We start from the raw sequence: 14,879 nt of genomic DNA, 5'->3' as shown, positions 1-14,879 counted from the left end.
AAGCCGGCCGGAAGGCGGCCTGTGGCATGATACGGGCCGTTTCCCGCGCCCGAATCCGCTCCGATGCCGCACCGCACCCACTTCCTCACCGCCAGGCGCCTCTGCCCGGCGTCCGCCTCGGCGGCCTGACCGGCATGGCATCGACCGAGCGGCGCGGGCCGCGGCAGATCTATGCGGCCTTCCGCTGGTCGATGCAGGGCCTGCGCGCCTGTTTCCGCCACGAGGCCTCGTTCCGGCTGGAAGTCCTCCTGGCCATCGTGGTCGTGCCGCTCGGCCTGTGGCTCGGGCAGGGGGCGATCGAGAAGATCGTCCTGATCACCTTTCCCATGCTGGTGCTTTCGGCGGAGCTGCTCAATTCCGCCATCGAGGCCGTCGTCGACAAGGTCAGTCCGGAATTCCATGAACTGGCCGGCCGGGCCAAGGACATGGGCTCGGCGGCCGTGTTCCTCCTCATGATGATGGTGCTGGTCAGCTGGGCGCTGATCCTCGGGCCGCGGCTGTTGGGGTAGGACATCCACGCGGCCCGGCTTTGCGGTAAGTTGTGCCCCGCACACCCAAGGAAACCGCCGCCATGAAGACACTCCTCCGCGCGTTCGCCCTCGTCCTTCTCGCCGGCTTCCTGAGCGGCTGCGGATACAACGCCATCCAGCGCGAAGACGAGGCGGTCAAGGCCGCCTGGTCGGAAGTGCTCAACCAGTACCAGCGCCGCGCCGACCTGGTGCCCAACCTCGTCAACACGGTGAAGGGCTACGCGCAGCACGAAGAACGCGTGCTGACCGAGGTCACCAACGCCCGCGCGAAGGTCGGCCAGACGCAGATCACTCCGGAACTTCTCAACGATCCCGAGGCGCTGGCGAAGTTCCAGGCGGCCCAGGGGCAGCTGACCAGCGCGCTTTCGCGCCTGATGGTGGTGAGCGAAAACTATCCGCAGCTCAAAGCCGATGGCTCCTTCCGCGACCTGCAGGCGCAGCTGGAAGGCACCGAGAACCGCATCACCGTGGCGCGCAACCGCTACGTCGCCGCGGTACAGAGCTACAACACGCTGATCCGCTCGTTCCCGAACAACCTCACGGCGAAGGTCATGGGTTACCAGGTCAAGCCGAATTTCAGCGTCGAGAACGAGAAGGCGATCTCCACCGCCCCGACCGTCGATTTCGGTTCCACCCCGGCCCCGGCATCCACGGCCGGTCGCTGATGCGTCGTTTCGCGGCAGCCCTGCTGTTCGCCGTCGCCCTGCTGGTGCCGCCCGCGGCGGCACTGGCGGACGACGTCGCGGTACCGAAGCTCGCGCGGCACGTCACGGACCTCACCGGGACGCTGACGGAGGCGCAGGTGGCGCAGCTCGACGCGCGCCTCGTTGACCTGGAGAAGGCCAAGGGCGCGCAGGTCGTGGTGCTGATGGTGCCGACGACGCAGCCGGAGGACCTCGAGAGTTACTCGCTCAAGGTGGCGGAAACGAACAAGGTGGGACGCGAAGGGCCCGACGACGGCGTGCTCGTGCTGCTGGCGAAGAACGATCGCCGCGTTCGCATCGAAGTCGGCTACGGCCTGGAAGGGGCGCTGCCGGACGCGATCGCGTCGCGCATCATCCGCGAATACATGGCGCCGAAGCTGCGCGCGAACGATTACTTCGGTGGCATCGACGAAGCGCTCAACGCGATCACCCAGATCGTGCAGGGCGAAGCGTTGCCGCCACCCGTCGCACCGGACGAGAGCCACGAGCGGCGCCGTGGAGGCTTCGGCCACCTGCTGATTCCGCTGCTGTTCGGGGCGATCTTCCTGCGCGGCATCCTCGGCCGCGCGCCGCTCGGCCTGCGCATGCCGGTCGGTGGCGCGATCGCCGGCGGCCTCGGCTGGCTGTTCCTGCAGTCCATCCTCGGCGGCGTGGTCGGCCTCATCGCCGGCGCGCTGATCATGGCGATTCCCCTCGGCGCCGGCCGTTCGATCGGCGGTGGTGGCTGGGGTGGTTTCGGCGGCTGGGGCGGCGGCGGTGGGTTCGGTGGTGGCGGCTTCGGTGGCGGTGGGGGAGGCGGCGGCTTCAGCGGAGGCGGCGGCAGTTTCGGTGGCGGCGGCGCATCGGGGAACTGGTGATGAATTTCGGACGCATGGCCAGCAACCTCTTCGGCGCCTGGTTCCAGATCGGTCGCCATTTTCCGCGTGAAACGCTGGACGCGATCACGAAGACGGTCGCCGAAGGCGAGGTACGTCACCGTGGCGAACTGCGCGTCGTGATCGAATCGCGCCTGTCCCTGGCCGACGTGGCAGCGGGCGTCACGGCCCGCGACCGCGCCACCGCGCTGTTCTCGCACCTGCGTGTCTGGGACACCGAGGAGAACTGCGGCGTGCTCCTCTACGTGCTGCTCGCCGAGCACCGCATCGAGATCGTCGCGGACCGCGGCATCGCGAAGGCGGTCGCGCCGTCCGAATGGGCGGCGATCACGGCGCACATGCGCGACGCGTTCGCGCAGGGGCGCTACCGTGAGGCCGTGCAGACCGGCGTGGCGGAAGCCGGCGACCTCCTGGCCCGCCATTTCCCGGGCGACGGCGAACCTCGCAAGAACCAGCTACCGGATCATCCGCTGGTGCTGTGATCCGGATGCGGTGCGCTCCCACCATGCGCCCGGCGGCTCAGAAACTCTGCTGGTATCCCACGTACCAGTAGCGGTCGATGTCGAACGCCGGGTTGTACGGCGGGCTGCCGCCGCCGGCGCTCGACACGTTGTAGTAGAGCGGGCCCTTGCGCGCGAAGACGTTGTTCACGCCGACGCGGAAGCTGCCGTTCCACGGTGCCAGCCAGCGCACCTGCAGGTCGTTGAAGGCGACGCCGCCCTTGCGGCTGAGGCCCGTGACGCCCGTGAGCGCGTTGATCGCGTCGGGGCGGTTGCACTCGACATCCGCGGACCAGCACGAATCCTTCAGGCCCGAGAACCAGCGTGTGGTCCACGTCGCACCGAAACGCCGCCACGACCAGTCGAGCGAAAGATTCGAGCGCACGCGATAAAGCCCTTGCACGCCGTTCATGTACCCCGCCAGATGGCGCGGCGCGCTGCCGGGGCTGCCGACCTGCGTGTAATCCTTCAGATAGGTGCTGTCGGAGAGCAGGGTGAACTCGCCGTAGCGCGTCTCGGGGAACCGGTAATGCAGGCCGAGATCGTAGCCTTCGGTGCGCAGCGAGCCGAGATTCGCGAGGCTCTCGTCGAGCGATACGATCTGGCCGTCCGCCGCGCGCGTGAAGCGGCCGCACAACGAGGGGTCGTTGCGGACGTAGCAGAAATTGAGGATGTCGCCCGCGAGCACGGGCGTGATCACGTCGCGGATGTCGACCTTGTAGTAGTCGAGCGTGATGTCCAGCCCTTCGACATAGCTCGGGCTGTACACCACACCGGCGGTGCGGGTGATCGACGTTTCCGGTTTGAGCGCGGGGTTCGCGCCCGTGGTGAAGGCGGTCGGGTTCTGGCCCCCGGTGGCGGAGCCGATGCGCGCACCGGACTGGTCGATCTGCCGATAGTTCGCCGGCACGCCGGCGGCGGCGCAACGTGCGCGCACCGAGGCATCGGTGGCGGAGGCGCCGTACACGCTGTCGCAGGGATCGAGGAAACTCTCGAAGCTCTCGCTCGCCCCGGCGTACAGGTCGGCCACCGTGGGGGCACGGAACCCTTCCGCGAACGTGGCGCGGAGCAGCAGGTCGTCCACAGGCTTCCAGCGCAGGCTGTACTTGTTGTTCGTGCGGCCGCCGAAGGCGGAGTAGTGCGAGTAACGGCTCGACACGTTCGCCGCCAGCTCGCGTGCGAGCGGAAGGTCCGCGAGGAGCGGCACGTCGAGTTCGAGGTAGGCCTCGTTCGCGATGTAGCCGCCGTTCGTCGGAGCGCTGGCGAGCTGGGTCGTCAGTCCCGCCGAATCGGCGGGGTACGGTACGTAACGACCGTTCTCGCGACGGTGCTCGATGCCGCCGGCGACGCGCAGCGTCCCCGCGGGAAGATCGACCAGGCCGCCCGTGAGGTTGGCGATGACGTCGTTCGTTCGCGTGGTCTGGTGCGACGTGCCCGTCGACGTCACGTAACGCCAGACCGCCTCCGGCGTGCCGCCGGGGCCGGCAAGGATGTTCCATGGCACGCAGCCGGCCGCGCGATCCGCGGCGCTGGCGCAGGCCGGCTGGCCGTCGAGCGTCGTCGTCGGCCCCAGCGCCTTGCGCGCGTTCACCAGGTTGATGTTGCCGCTGGTCGTCTGGCTCGCGCGCGTCTCCGAATAGGCGTAGGTGACGTCCCAGTTCCACGCGTGGTCGAGCCAGTCGAACGTGCCTTCGGCACCCGTGTCGAGATGCAGCGCCTTGCTCTTCGCCCAGTTCACGCGGGGCACTTCGGTGGTGCGACGGAAGAACGCGGTGTCGTAACCCGGGAACGGGTTGTAAGCGTTGTCGGCGTCGATCGCGAGGCCGGCGTCGCGTCCCGAACCGCTCTGCAGCGGATAGCCCGCCGCCTGCCAGCGCGTGTCGCGCACCCCGTAGTCGGCCATGCCGCGCAGGGCGATGTCGTCGGTGAGGTTGTAGCGACCCGTCGCGAAGAGGTTGCGCAACTTGCTGCCGGCGCGGAACGTCATGTCGCGGGCCGTCGCGTACTTGTCGGCGTTGCTGTCGACATCGTACGGGTGGTAGTTCGCGAGGTTGGACGTATCGACGACGCCGGGATGGTTCGCGACGTAGCGATTGGCGATCCAGCTGCCGTCGCCGGCGTAGTTGCCAGCGCCGGGGGTGCCCGGTGCGCGCGGGTCGACCACGCCGCCCCATGGCCCCATGCCGAGACCGGCATCGGGGTGCCGTGGGCCGTACGCGCTGCGCGTGAGCGAGCGCTTCGCGTCGCGCAGGTCGTCCGCGTCGTCGTAACTCGCGCCGAGGATCAGCGAGCCGCGCTGGCCGCTCCGGCCCCAGGTGAAGGCGCCATGCTTCGTGGCGCCGTCGCCCTTGCCGTTCTGGCCGTAGAGGACGTCGGCCGAGGCGCCTTCGAAGCGGTCGGTCGTGATGATGTTGACCACGCCGCCGATCGCGTCGGAGCCGTAGATGGAGGACGCGCCGTCCTTGAGCACCTCGATGCGCTCGACGATAGCGACGGGAATGGTGGAGAGATCGGTCAGTCCGCCGAGGCTCGTGGTCCAGCGGCGACCGTTGACGAGCACGAGCGTGCGCACGGCGCCGAGATTGCGCAGGTTCGCGTAACGGCCGCCGGCGTCGCCGCTGGAGGAGAGGGTGTCCTGCGGCGTGACCTCGGGCGTCGCGGCCGAGGGCATGCGCGCGACGATGCTGCCGAGATCGGACAGGCCGGTGGCGCGGATGGCCGCGCGGTCCATGGTGAAGACGGGCTGCGCGGTTTCGACATCGGTGCCGCGGATGCGCGAGCCCGTCACGGTGACGTTGACCGGCGCCAGCATCTCGGCCGGCGCGGTCTGCTGGGCATGCACGGCGGTTCCGGACAAGGCGGCCAGGAGCGCACTCGCGAGCGCCATACGTCGCCTCGCGACCTGGCGCGTGTGCCCGGTACTCACGTGCATACCCCAAAACCTCCCAAGCCCCGCCTCACCCCACCCGGGCCCGACGATCGCGCCAACATAGCGCCTGCGGGCCGGGGGGGCAACCTCGCTGGGGATGGGGCTATGGCGCCGCCTGTGCCGTCGCCGGCCTGTCGCCGCCCAGGTGCTTGTCCAGGAACGCCTGCAGCCGGTTGTAGAACTCCTCGACGTTCTCCGGCTTGACGAAGCCGTGCCGCTCGTCGGGCTTGGTCAGCGTCTCGTAGGGCTTGTGGGCGGCGTCGAGCGCGGCGCGCATCGCCTTGAACTGCGCGAACGGCGCGCGCTGGTCGTCTTCGCCATGGACGAGGAACACCGGCACGTCGATCTTGTCCGCCAGGTGGGTGGGCGAGTTGGCCGCGAGATCCGCCTGGTCCTTGCCGATCACGGTAGTCAGGTAACTGCGGCCGGATTTCCTGTCCTTGATGTCGCCCTTGTTGTACATCATGTCCAGGTCGTAGATGCCGTCGTAACCCACGGCGCACCGGAACATGCCCGGCGCGCGGACGGGCACCATCATCGCGGAGTAACCGCCGAAGCTCGCGCCGTAGACGCACACGCGTCCCGGGTCGGCGAAACGCTGCGCGATGGCCCACTTCACGCCGTCGATCAGGTCTTCCTGGACGCGCGTGCCCCACTTCAGGTATCCCGCCTGCTCGAACGTGCTGCCGCGGCTCCCCGAGCCGCGATAGTTCACCTGCAGCACGAGGTAACCGCGATTCGCGAGGAACTGCGCGTCGTCGTCGTAGAACCACTCGTCGGAGACGCCGTGCGGACCGCCGTGGGGCACGAGGACCAACGGCAGGTTCGTTTCGGGCTTGCCCTTCGGAAAGGTCAGGATGGCTTCGAGCTCGAGTCCGTCGCTCGCCTTGAAGCGCAGCGGCCGGCGCTCCGACATCTTCGCCGGATCGATCCACGGCTTGGCGTCGAACAGCTTGCTGACCTTGAACGTCTTCGTGTTGATGATCATGTAGCGGCCCGGCTCGCGGTCGCTCGACACGCTGAACATCAATTGGCCGCCGTCCTCGCTGTAGTCGACGAAGCTGACGAACTGCCCCGGGAATTTCTGCGACAGCGCCATGTGCAGCTTGGCGATCGGCGACGCCGGATCGATGTAGGTCGGCTGCGGGATGCCCGTGTCGGCGATCGTGCCGAAGGGACGCAGCGGCGCGGGCGTCCACAGGCCGGACGCGCTCACCTCGCTGAAGTCGTCCTTGCGGATGATCTTCGGGTTGCCACCGTCCTCGTCCTGTTCGACGAACGCGCCGCCCTTGCCGTCGGGACTGTACTTCGCGTAGATGCGATTGCTGCCCGCCACGCTCGCGACCGGCGTGAAGTTCTGCTGCTGCGCACTCCCGGAGAGCTTGTTCCAGCCGCTGCCCTCGCGATGGAACACGACCCAGCGGAACGAGTCGTCCGTGCCGAACGCGAAGCGCGCCTGGCCGTCGGGCGAGATCATGAAGCTCATGCCGCCGATGCCGATGTCGGCCATCTGCTTGCGCGTGCTCGTCTTTGCGTCCACGTCGTAGAGCGTGCTGCGATTCTGGTCGAGCCACGACGTGGCCCGCATGTAGAAGTGCCCGTTGTTCTGCACCGGCAGGCCTTCGATCTCGCCCCAGCCCTCGTCGGTGGCGCGGGTCGCCGCGCGCTTGCCCACGGCCTGGTAGCCGTACAGGTAGTCGGGATTCTTGCCATCGACGTCGATGGACATGATCTCGCCGGTGAGCATCGTCCGGCCGATGGAACCGTCGACCTTGCCGCGCGCCACGACGAGACGGGTGGGGCTGGCCCAGGCGATCTTCGCCGGTGCCTCGTAAGGTGGCATGCGGATCAGGGTGACCGCCTTGCTCATGTCGCCCACGCGGTAGATCGCGAGGCCGTGCGTCTTGCCGTCCGGGTCGTGGAAGGCGAGCGAGACGTACTGGCCGTCCGGGGACAGGCTCGGGCTGGTCAGCGGCATGCGCCGCGCGAAATCGGCGACGGGCACCAGGTCGGCGGCCGAGGCGGCGGTCGAGGCGAGGCAAAGCGCGGCCAGCATGGGCCGCGCGAGGCGGTTGATCATGGAGTCTCCCCTGTTCGATGTGTCCGTATCGTGCCGTCCCCCCGGACGGCCTCCGTGGGCCGATATAGCCGATCCCCGGCCTCGCCACAAGGCGACCTGCGGACAGGGTGGGGCGGTACACTTGGCGCCTGCATCTCATCCGGGCGTTCCATGGCCACTCCGTACGTCGTCAACATCGATCCCGTCGCGCTCTCGCTCGGTCCGGTCCAGGTCCACTGGTACGGACTGATGTACCTCGGTGGTTTCCTCGGCGGCTGGGCGCTCGGCGAGTACCGCCGCCGCCAGGGCAGGCTGCCGGTAAGCTCCGAGCGCTTCGGCGACCTGATGTTCTACCTGATGATGGGCGTGGTGCTCGGCGGCCGCGTCGGCTACATGCTGTTCTATACGAACATCGACTGGATCTGGACCGATCCGGTCGCGCTCTTCCGCGTCTGGGACGGCGGCATGTCGTTCCACGGCGGTCTGCTGGGCGTGCTCGTGGCGGGCCTCTGGTGGTCGCGGCGCAACGGCGTGAAGTTCTTCGACACGGTGGACTTCGTCGCGCCGCTCGTCCCGCTCGGTCTTGGCCTCGGCCGCCTCGGCAACTTCATCAACGGCGAGCTGTGGGGAAAGCCCACCGATCTGCCCTGGGGCATGATCTTCCCCCACGCCCCCGACGCGCTGCCGCGCCACCCGAATCCGCTCTACGAATTCGCGCTCGAGGGCGTGGTGATGTTCGTGGTGCTGTGGCTGTATTCGATGAAGCCCCGTCCGCGCTACGCGGTGTCGGGCCTGTTCGGTCTGCTCTACGGATGCTTCCGCTTCGCCATCGAGTTCGTGCGGGTGCCCGACCCGCAGCTGGGCTACCTCGCGTTCGGCTGGGTCACGATGGGCCAGATCCTGTCGCTGCCGCTGATCGCGGTGGGCATCTTCCTGCTGCTGCTTTCGCGGCGGGCGCCCTATGCCCCCGTCGCGCCGGCCCCCGCGACGGCGAACGGGTAAAGTCGACGCCCATGCAGCCCTATCTCGATCTCCTCCGTCACGTTCTCGAGCACGGCGCCGAGAAGTCCGACCGTACCGGCACCGGCACGCGCAGCGTGTTCGGCTGGCAGATGCGCTACGACCTCGGCCGCGGTTTCCCGCTGGTCACGACGAAGAAACTGCACCTGCGTTCGATCGTTCACGAGCTCATCTGGTTCCTCAAGGGCGATACGAACATCGCCTACCTGAAGGAAAACGGGGTGAGCATCTGGGACGAGTGGGCCGACGCCAACGGCGACCTCGGACCGGTCTACGGACGACAGTGGCGTGCGTGGCCCACGGCGGACGGCAAGGTCGTGGACCAGATCGCGTGGGTGGTGGAGGAGATCAAGCGCAATCCGGATTCGCGGCGCCTGATCGTTTCCGCATGGAACGTCGGCGAATTGCCGAAAATGGCCCTGATGCCGTGCCACACGATGTTCCAGTTCTACGTGGCGAACGGCAAGCTCTCGTGCCAGCTCTACCAGCGTTCGGGCGACATCTTCCTCGGCATTCCCTTCAACATCGCGAGCTACGCGTTGCTTACGCACATGGTCGCGCAGGCGACGGGCCTGCAGCCCGGCGACTTCGTCCACACGATCGGCGACGCGCACCTGTACTCGAATCACATCGAGCAGGCGACGAAACAGCTCACGCGCGAACCGCGTCCGCTGCCGAGGCTGGTGCTGAACCCCGAGGTGCGCTCGGTGTTCGATTTCCGCTTCGAGGACATCGCCATCGTCGACTACGACCCGCATCCCGCGATCAAGGCACCGGTCGCGGTCTGAGCGGCGCCCCGACCCACGATCGCGTCATGGCGCGATCGTGGTTTCCTCGATGCTGACGAACCGGCCGTCGGATCCGCGCCGTCCGAACACGTAGACCTCGCGCGCGATCCGTGCGCCGTTGCGCAGTTCGAGATCGATGACATGGCGTTCCGCGTAGCGGTCGTCGACGACGAGTTCGTCGAGCACGGAAACATCGACGCGGACGAGATCCTGCCTCAGTGCCTCGATGCCGGCGACGAATGTCGCCCGGTCGGTCCACGCGCCGTCGACACGCTGGCGGAAGGACGGATCGAAATGTCGGTCCGCGGCGTCGGTCGTCGGCACGCCGGGATCGAAGAGGTCGAGGATGGCAGCGCGTAGGATCGTCATGGGTATCGCTCCACGGTCGGTGGCTGGCGTGCTCAGTCCACGGTCAGCACGATCTTTCCCTGGATATGACCGCGCTCCGCCCGTTCGTGCGCGCGATTCGCTTCCGCCAGCGGATACGCGCTGTCCAGCACGACGCGGAGGGCGCCCGAATCGAGCAGGGCCGCGAGTTCGTGCAGCTGGGCCCCGTTCGAGCGCACCTGCGTCGCCGACACCGTGACGCCGAGACGGGCAGCTTCGTCGGCATCCGCGAAGCCCAGCGGGAAGATCGGGAAGAGGGCGCCGCCGCGCTTGATGCTGCGCAGGAAGCGGCCGCTGGTCGGTCCGCCGACGGCGTCCACGACGAGGTCGACGTCGCGCACCACGTCTTCGGGAACCGTCTTCGTATAATCGATGACTTCGTCGGCACCGAGCGACTTCAGCATCTCGCTATGTCGAGACGACGCGGTCGCGATGACGCGCGCGCCCTTCAGCTTCGCCACCTGCACCACGAAATGACCGACGCCGCCCGCCGCGCCGTTGACGAGGACGGTCTTGCCGGCGAGCGGCACCGGATGATGCGGACCGGGCTGCACGGCGTTGGGTTCGTCGTGACCCAGGTCGACGAGGAACTGCCAGGCGGTGAGCAGGGACATCGGCGCGCCGGCGGCATGCGCATGGTCGACCGAGGCCGGCTTGATGGCGAGTTCGGCGGCCGGAACGCTCACGTACTGGGCGTAGGCCTGGCTGCCGCCGGCCATGCCATCCGGAAAGCGGACCATCGCGTAGACCTCGTCGCCGACGCCGAACCCGGCGACGCCGTCGCCCACGTCGGCCACCACGCCCGAGATGTCGGTGCCGAGGATCAGCGGGAAGGTCGCGGCAGGGCGCCACTCCGGCGGAAGCGTCTTGTAGCCTTCGCGCAGATACCAGTCCGGCGGGTTGACGCCGACGGCGTGGACACGGACAAGCACCTCCCCGGCCTTTGCCACGGGCTTCGGCGCGTCTTCGTAGCGGAGCTGGTCGGGGCCGCCGAAGGCATGCTGGCGGACGGCTTTCATCTGGGACGTCGACATGGGATTTCTACTCGGAGCGAAAGTGGGGTATCTTTAACGGAGCAGTGTTCCAAATATACGGAACGCCGTTCCGGATATCAAGACCCCATGCGCGCAGACGCCCGAAAAAATTACGACCATCTCCTCGCCGTCGCCCAGAAAGTGCTCCAGGAACAGGGCGCGGACGTTTCCATGCGCGATATCGCGCGCCAGGCGGATGTCGGCGTCGGCACGCTCTACCGTCACTTCCCGACCCGGGAGGCGCTGCTGGAAACGCTCCTTCGATCGAGCTTCGACGATCTGGCCGCGAAGGCCGCGGCACTCGAGAACGACGCGGCCGCCGACGAGGCCCTGGTGGCGTGGCTGGCCGACATCATCGGCTTCACCCATGAGCACCGCGGGATCCTCGCGCCGATGATGAGCGCCATCGAGGACCCGGATTCGGCCCTGCACGACGCGTGCGTGCGGCTCAAGGCGGCGGGGGCCTCGCTGCTGCGCCGCGCCCAGAGCGCCGGGCTGGCGCGGGCCGACCTGGACGGCGCCGAGCTCTTCGATCTCATCGCCGCGCTCGCATGGCTGCGCGAACAGCCGGCGCACGCGGCCCGGTCCGAGAGGCTCTTCAGCATCGTCAGGGACACCATCCTGCGCGTCGACAGGTGAGGCATCTCCGCGACGCCCGTGAGCGCGCTACAGATGTAGTAGCATCGGTCCAACTGCGATGCGCGGAGCGACGATGGTCCCGGCCGACAGCGAACTCGAAGTACTGAAGGCGCTCTGGGAGCGCAGCCCTCAAAGCGCCCGTGAACTGCACGACGCGCTCGCGGAGCGCACGGGATGGGCCGTCTCGACCACGCGCACGGTGCTCGAACGCATGCGGGTGAAGGAGCTCGTCGTGCGCGAAGAAAGCCACGGGCTGGCCGTCTTTTCACCGGCCCAGACCAAGGTCGAGGTGCTCGGCGAATCGCTGGGCCATCTGTTCCGCAACGTCCTAGAAGTGTCCGGTCGCGTGCCGGTTTCGGCGTTCACCGGCAGCGCGCTGCTCAACGATGCCGAACTCGCGGAACTCGAGCGCATGCTCAATTCGGGCGGCCGCGGATGAACGCCATCGCGCTGGTCATGAGCGGAGCGTGCGGCGTGATCGCCGGCGCCGGGCTCGCGCTGGCGCTGCGCTTCGTCGATCCCGCCCTGGACGCGCGGCGCCGGCATCTCGCCGCGTCCGTGGCCTTCTGGATCACCGCGGCGGTGCCCGCGGTGATCGTCGCGTCGGTGGCCTGCTTCCCGAACGCAGCACCGACGACGGGACTATCGCTGCTCGGACCGCTGCTGCCGGACGCCTTGCCGGCGCAGCGCTGGCTGCTCTGGCTGGCCCGCGCGGTCGCGGGTCTGGCGGCAGGGTGGGCGGCCTGGCGCTGCCTGCATCTCGTTCGACAGCTTCGGCGCCTCCGCGCCGTCGCGTCCGTGGGCGAATGCGACCGCCGCGACACGATCCCGGTGCGGATCGCGGACGTCCCGGGAGCCATGCTGGTCGGATACCGCCGACCCGCGATCCTGCTGCCGATCTCGGTCGCGACGCATCCACGGAAGGTGGTCGACGCGCTCGTACGCCACGAGCGGGCGCACGCGCGGCGGCGCGACAACTGGCGACTGCTCGCCGAACACGCCGCGCTGGCGATGCTGCCGTGGTGCCGTCCGCTGCGGGACCTGCATGCCCAGCTCCTCGCCGCGCGCGAAGAACTCTGCGACGCCGACGCCCTGCGCGGTCTCGATGGCGAGACACGGGCCGGCTATGCCCGTGCCTTGCTCGACGCGCTGCGGCGTTCGGCGAGCGCGGCGGGCGTCGCATCCACCGTCGCCGGCCCCGCCTTCGCGGCCCGGCGCCGCGTGGCGGCGATCATCGCGCCCGAAGGTCCCGCGCGGGCCGCACACCCGGGACGATGGCTCGCGGCGTTCGTCGCGCTGGCGCTCGCCACCGGCGGAGCGGCGATCGTCCGGCAGGCAGGATCCGCGGCGGAAGCGATCGCGGGATTGGGCGGGATGTCCCTTCGTTTCGCAGCCGTCGGCGATGCGTCCGGCACCTACCGGGTGTCGACCGTGGGCGGGGCGTCGAGCGGGAGCGCGCCGGCCCCCGGTGTCTACCGCGTGCGTTTCAGCCAGGCGAAGGATGGCCGCTGGGTCGTGTCGACGGCACCGGTCGTGTCGCGCCGGTGAGGTGATCGAAGGGCAACAACGGCTTGCGTGGGCCATGCTACACATGTAGCGTATGGCCTACACATGTAGCCCGTCGAGGTGCGCCCGTGGTCCGTACGCTTCTTTTCACCGCCTTCGTCGGCCTCGGCGCGACCGCCTCGGCGGCCGACGACCGTCGCCCCGCCGAGGCGTCTTCCATGCTGTCCCAGCTCGCGGTGCCCGATGATTACGACGTCGTGTTCCAGGGCCCGGACGGGAAGGTCATTCCGTACGAACGCTTCAAGGCGGCGATGGCGTCGCGCCCGTTCGACGTGATCAAGGACGTGAAGGCGCACCGTGCCACGCTGAGGCTCGAAAGCGACGACGTCATCGCGCAGCGTCGCGCGGCCGAGGCGGCGCCGGCGCCACAGGCCGCCGCGCCGCGCGCCTTTCCGGACTTCGTCACGTCGACGATCGACGGAAAGCCCGTCTCGCTGGTTTCCCTGCGCGGCAAGCCCTTCGTCGCCGGCTTCTTCTTCGCCCAATGCGCGCCCTGCATCGCCGAAACGCCGGTCCTCTCCGCGTACCACCGGAAGCATCCGGAGGTCCCCGTCGTGGCCTTCACGTTCGACGATCAAGAGACGGCTCGTGAGTTCGTCCGCGCGCGCGGCCTCAACTGGCCGGTCGTCGCCGGCCAGCAGGCCCTGATCGATGCCGTCGGCGTCGCGGTCTATCCCACGCTCATGCGGGTCGATGCGCAGGGGCGTGTGACGAGCGCGGTGCGCAGCGACACGGTGAAGGCGCCGGGCCAGCCTCTCGGCGTGGCCGACCTCGAGCGTTGGATCGGCCCGGTGCACTGATCTACGGCCGTCAGAGCGAAAAGTCGACGACGGTCTTGCCCGGCTGCGACGCCGTGCGGTTCCGCTCGATGGCGGCCGGCAGGTCGTCGAAGGGGACGGTGGCGGCGATGCGCGAGCGCAGCTGGCCGTCGGCGACTTCGTTCGCGATCGTTTCGAGGCGCGCGGCGTCCGGTGTGTTGACGAACCAGAGGCCACGCCGACCGGCCGGCGCCGTCGAAGCGATCGCCGGCGACGCGCTGCTGACGATGGCGCCATCGTCGGCGAGCACCGACCACGACCGGTCGAGGACCTCGCCACCCACGTAATCGAGCACGAGGTCGATGTTCGCGACGGTCTGCTCGAAATCTTCCTGGTCGTATGCGATCACGTGGTCGGCGCCCAGGGCGAGCACCTCGTCGCGGTGCGCGGCCCGGGCCGTGGCGAACACTTCCGCGCCGGCACGGCGGGCGAACTGCACCGCGAAACCGCCCACGCCACCGGCCGCGCCGTGGATCAGGATGCGCTGACCCGCACGGATGGGACCGGCATGGTGCAGGCTCTGCCAGGCCGCGATCGCCGCGACCGGCAGCGCGGCCGCTTCGACGAAATTCATCGAGGGCGGGATCCGGCTAAGGATGGCTTCGTCGACGGCGACCAGGTCGGCGTAGGCGCCCAGGCCGCCCCGGGGGCCCATCACGCGATCGCCGACTTTCAGAGCCGTGACGCCCTCGCCGACGGCCTCGACGGTGCCGGCGAGTTCGATGCCGAGAACGGTCGGCAGGTCGAGCGGGAAGACGTCGCGGACGTAGCCTTCGCGCACCTTCCAGTCCAGGCCGTTGATTCCTGCTGCGTGGACCCTGACGAGCACCTGGCCAGGGGCGGGGCTCGGCGCATCGATGGAAGCGACGCCGATGGACTGGGGACCACCGTATTCGTTGAGCTGGAGCGCGCGGATCGTGTTCATGGGTAACTCCTCGGTGTGGTGAGTGGCTGTGTGGAAAGACGATAGGTGCTATCGGATTCGGAACACAGTCGCTAGAATTTGGACATCCCGTACCAGATGTGAGAC

The 14,879-nt window shown here is 68.6% G+C and carries 15 protein-coding genes; 10 read left to right on the top strand and 5 right to left on the bottom strand.

The window, feature by feature from the left end; translation table 11 throughout:
* The first annotated feature begins 134 nt into the window (after positions 1–134).
* The 4 genes from BMY69_RS07250 (at position 135) to BMY69_RS07235 (ending at position 2,591) form a co-directional block, all read left to right on the top strand.
* Positions 135–509: a diacylglycerol kinase gene (locus BMY69_RS07250; RefSeq protein ID WP_090052244.1), complete on the top strand. Its 375-nt coding sequence runs from the start codon at positions 135–137 to the stop codon at positions 507–509.
* A 62-nt stretch (positions 510–571) separates the two neighbouring features.
* Positions 572–1,195 (top strand): LemA family protein, encoded by a 624-nt coding sequence (locus BMY69_RS07245; protein ID WP_090052246.1) that lies wholly within the window; start codon positions 572–574, stop codon positions 1,193–1,195.
* Positions 1,195–2,091 carry a TPM domain-containing protein gene (locus tag BMY69_RS07240; protein ID WP_090176574.1) on the top strand — a complete coding sequence of 299 codons (897 nt, stop codon included), beginning with the start codon at positions 1,195–1,197 and terminating at the stop codon, positions 2,089–2,091. Before BMY69_RS07245 ends, BMY69_RS07240 begins: the two co-directional genes overlap by 1 nt.
* On the top strand, positions 2,091–2,591 hold the full coding sequence (locus BMY69_RS07235; RefSeq protein ID WP_090176570.1) for a TPM domain-containing protein: 501 nt from the start codon (positions 2,091–2,093) through the stop codon (positions 2,589–2,591). Before BMY69_RS07240 ends, BMY69_RS07235 begins: the two co-directional genes overlap by 1 nt.
* 37 nt (positions 2,592–2,628) lie before the next feature.
* Here the strand turns inward: BMY69_RS07235 and BMY69_RS07230 are convergent, their stop codons facing one another.
* Both BMY69_RS07230 and BMY69_RS07225 read right to left on the bottom strand, forming a co-directional pair.
* Complete coding sequence (locus tag BMY69_RS07230) at positions 2,629–5,451, bottom strand: TonB-dependent receptor plug domain-containing protein (protein WP_304441821.1); 2,823 nt, start codon at positions 5,449–5,451, stop codon at positions 2,629–2,631.
* A 190-nt stretch (positions 5,452–5,641) separates the two neighbouring features.
* Positions 5,642–7,618, bottom strand: a complete 1,977-nt coding sequence (locus BMY69_RS07225) for an alpha/beta hydrolase family protein (protein ID WP_255364481.1) — start codon at positions 7,616–7,618, stop codon at positions 5,642–5,644.
* Positions 7,619–7,768: 150 nt separating this feature from the next.
* Between BMY69_RS07225 and lgt the strand changes: the two genes are divergently transcribed.
* Together lgt and BMY69_RS07215 are read left to right on the top strand one after the other, a co-directional pair.
* Positions 7,769–8,599, top strand: a complete 831-nt coding sequence (lgt, locus tag BMY69_RS07220) for a prolipoprotein diacylglyceryl transferase (RefSeq protein ID WP_090176565.1) — start codon at positions 7,769–7,771, stop codon at positions 8,597–8,599.
* 11 nt (positions 8,600–8,610) lie between these two features.
* Positions 8,611–9,405, top strand: coding sequence for a thymidylate synthase (locus BMY69_RS07215; protein WP_090052254.1), 795 nt, complete (start codon positions 8,611–8,613; stop codon positions 9,403–9,405).
* A 24-nt stretch (positions 9,406–9,429) separates the two neighbouring features.
* Here BMY69_RS07215 and BMY69_RS07210 read toward each other — a convergent pair whose 3' ends face one another.
* Positions 9,430–9,774 (bottom strand): hypothetical protein, encoded by a 345-nt coding sequence (locus BMY69_RS07210; RefSeq protein WP_090176562.1) that lies wholly within the window; start codon positions 9,772–9,774, stop codon positions 9,430–9,432.
* A 32-nt stretch (positions 9,775–9,806) separates the two neighbouring features.
* Complete coding sequence (locus BMY69_RS07205; RefSeq protein WP_090176560.1) at positions 9,807–10,826, bottom strand: NADP-dependent oxidoreductase; 1,020 nt, start codon at positions 10,824–10,826, stop codon at positions 9,807–9,809.
* An 87-nt stretch (positions 10,827–10,913) separates the two neighbouring features.
* Between BMY69_RS07205 and BMY69_RS07200 the strand changes: the two genes are divergently transcribed.
* The 4 genes from BMY69_RS07200 to BMY69_RS07185 all read left to right on the top strand — a co-directional run bounded on the left by BMY69_RS07200 (position 10,914) and on the right by BMY69_RS07185 (position 13,831).
* A complete protein-coding gene (locus BMY69_RS07200) occupies positions 10,914–11,465 on the top strand; it encodes a TetR/AcrR family transcriptional regulator (protein ID WP_090176557.1) in 552 nt (183 codons plus the stop codon).
* A 73-nt stretch (positions 11,466–11,538) separates the two neighbouring features.
* Positions 11,539–11,904 (top strand): BlaI/MecI/CopY family transcriptional regulator, encoded by a 366-nt coding sequence (locus tag BMY69_RS07195; protein WP_090176553.1) that lies wholly within the window; start codon positions 11,539–11,541, stop codon positions 11,902–11,904.
* Entirely contained in the window at positions 11,901–13,013 is a 1,113-nt protein-coding gene (locus BMY69_RS07190; protein WP_090176550.1) for a M56 family metallopeptidase, read from the top strand. Before BMY69_RS07195 ends, BMY69_RS07190 begins: the two co-directional genes overlap by 4 nt.
* Positions 13,014–13,099: 86 nt before the next feature.
* Entirely contained in the window at positions 13,100–13,831 is a 732-nt protein-coding gene (locus tag BMY69_RS07185; RefSeq protein WP_090176548.1) for a TlpA family protein disulfide reductase, read from the top strand.
* A 10-nt stretch (positions 13,832–13,841) separates the two neighbouring features.
* On the opposite strand, the gene BMY69_RS07180 is transcribed toward BMY69_RS07185, so the two are convergent.
* Positions 13,842–14,774 (bottom strand): NADP-dependent oxidoreductase, encoded by a 933-nt coding sequence (locus BMY69_RS07180; RefSeq protein ID WP_090176545.1) that lies wholly within the window; start codon positions 14,772–14,774, stop codon positions 13,842–13,844.
* Positions 14,775–14,879: the final 105 nt, after the last annotated feature.

The organism is Luteibacter sp. UNC138MFCol5.1 (assembly GCF_900110505.1).
Lineage (GTDB): Bacteria > Pseudomonadota > Gammaproteobacteria > Xanthomonadales > Rhodanobacteraceae > Luteibacter.
Note: the sequence above shows the minus strand (reverse complement) of the source record. Positions and strands in the feature narration are given on the sequence as shown.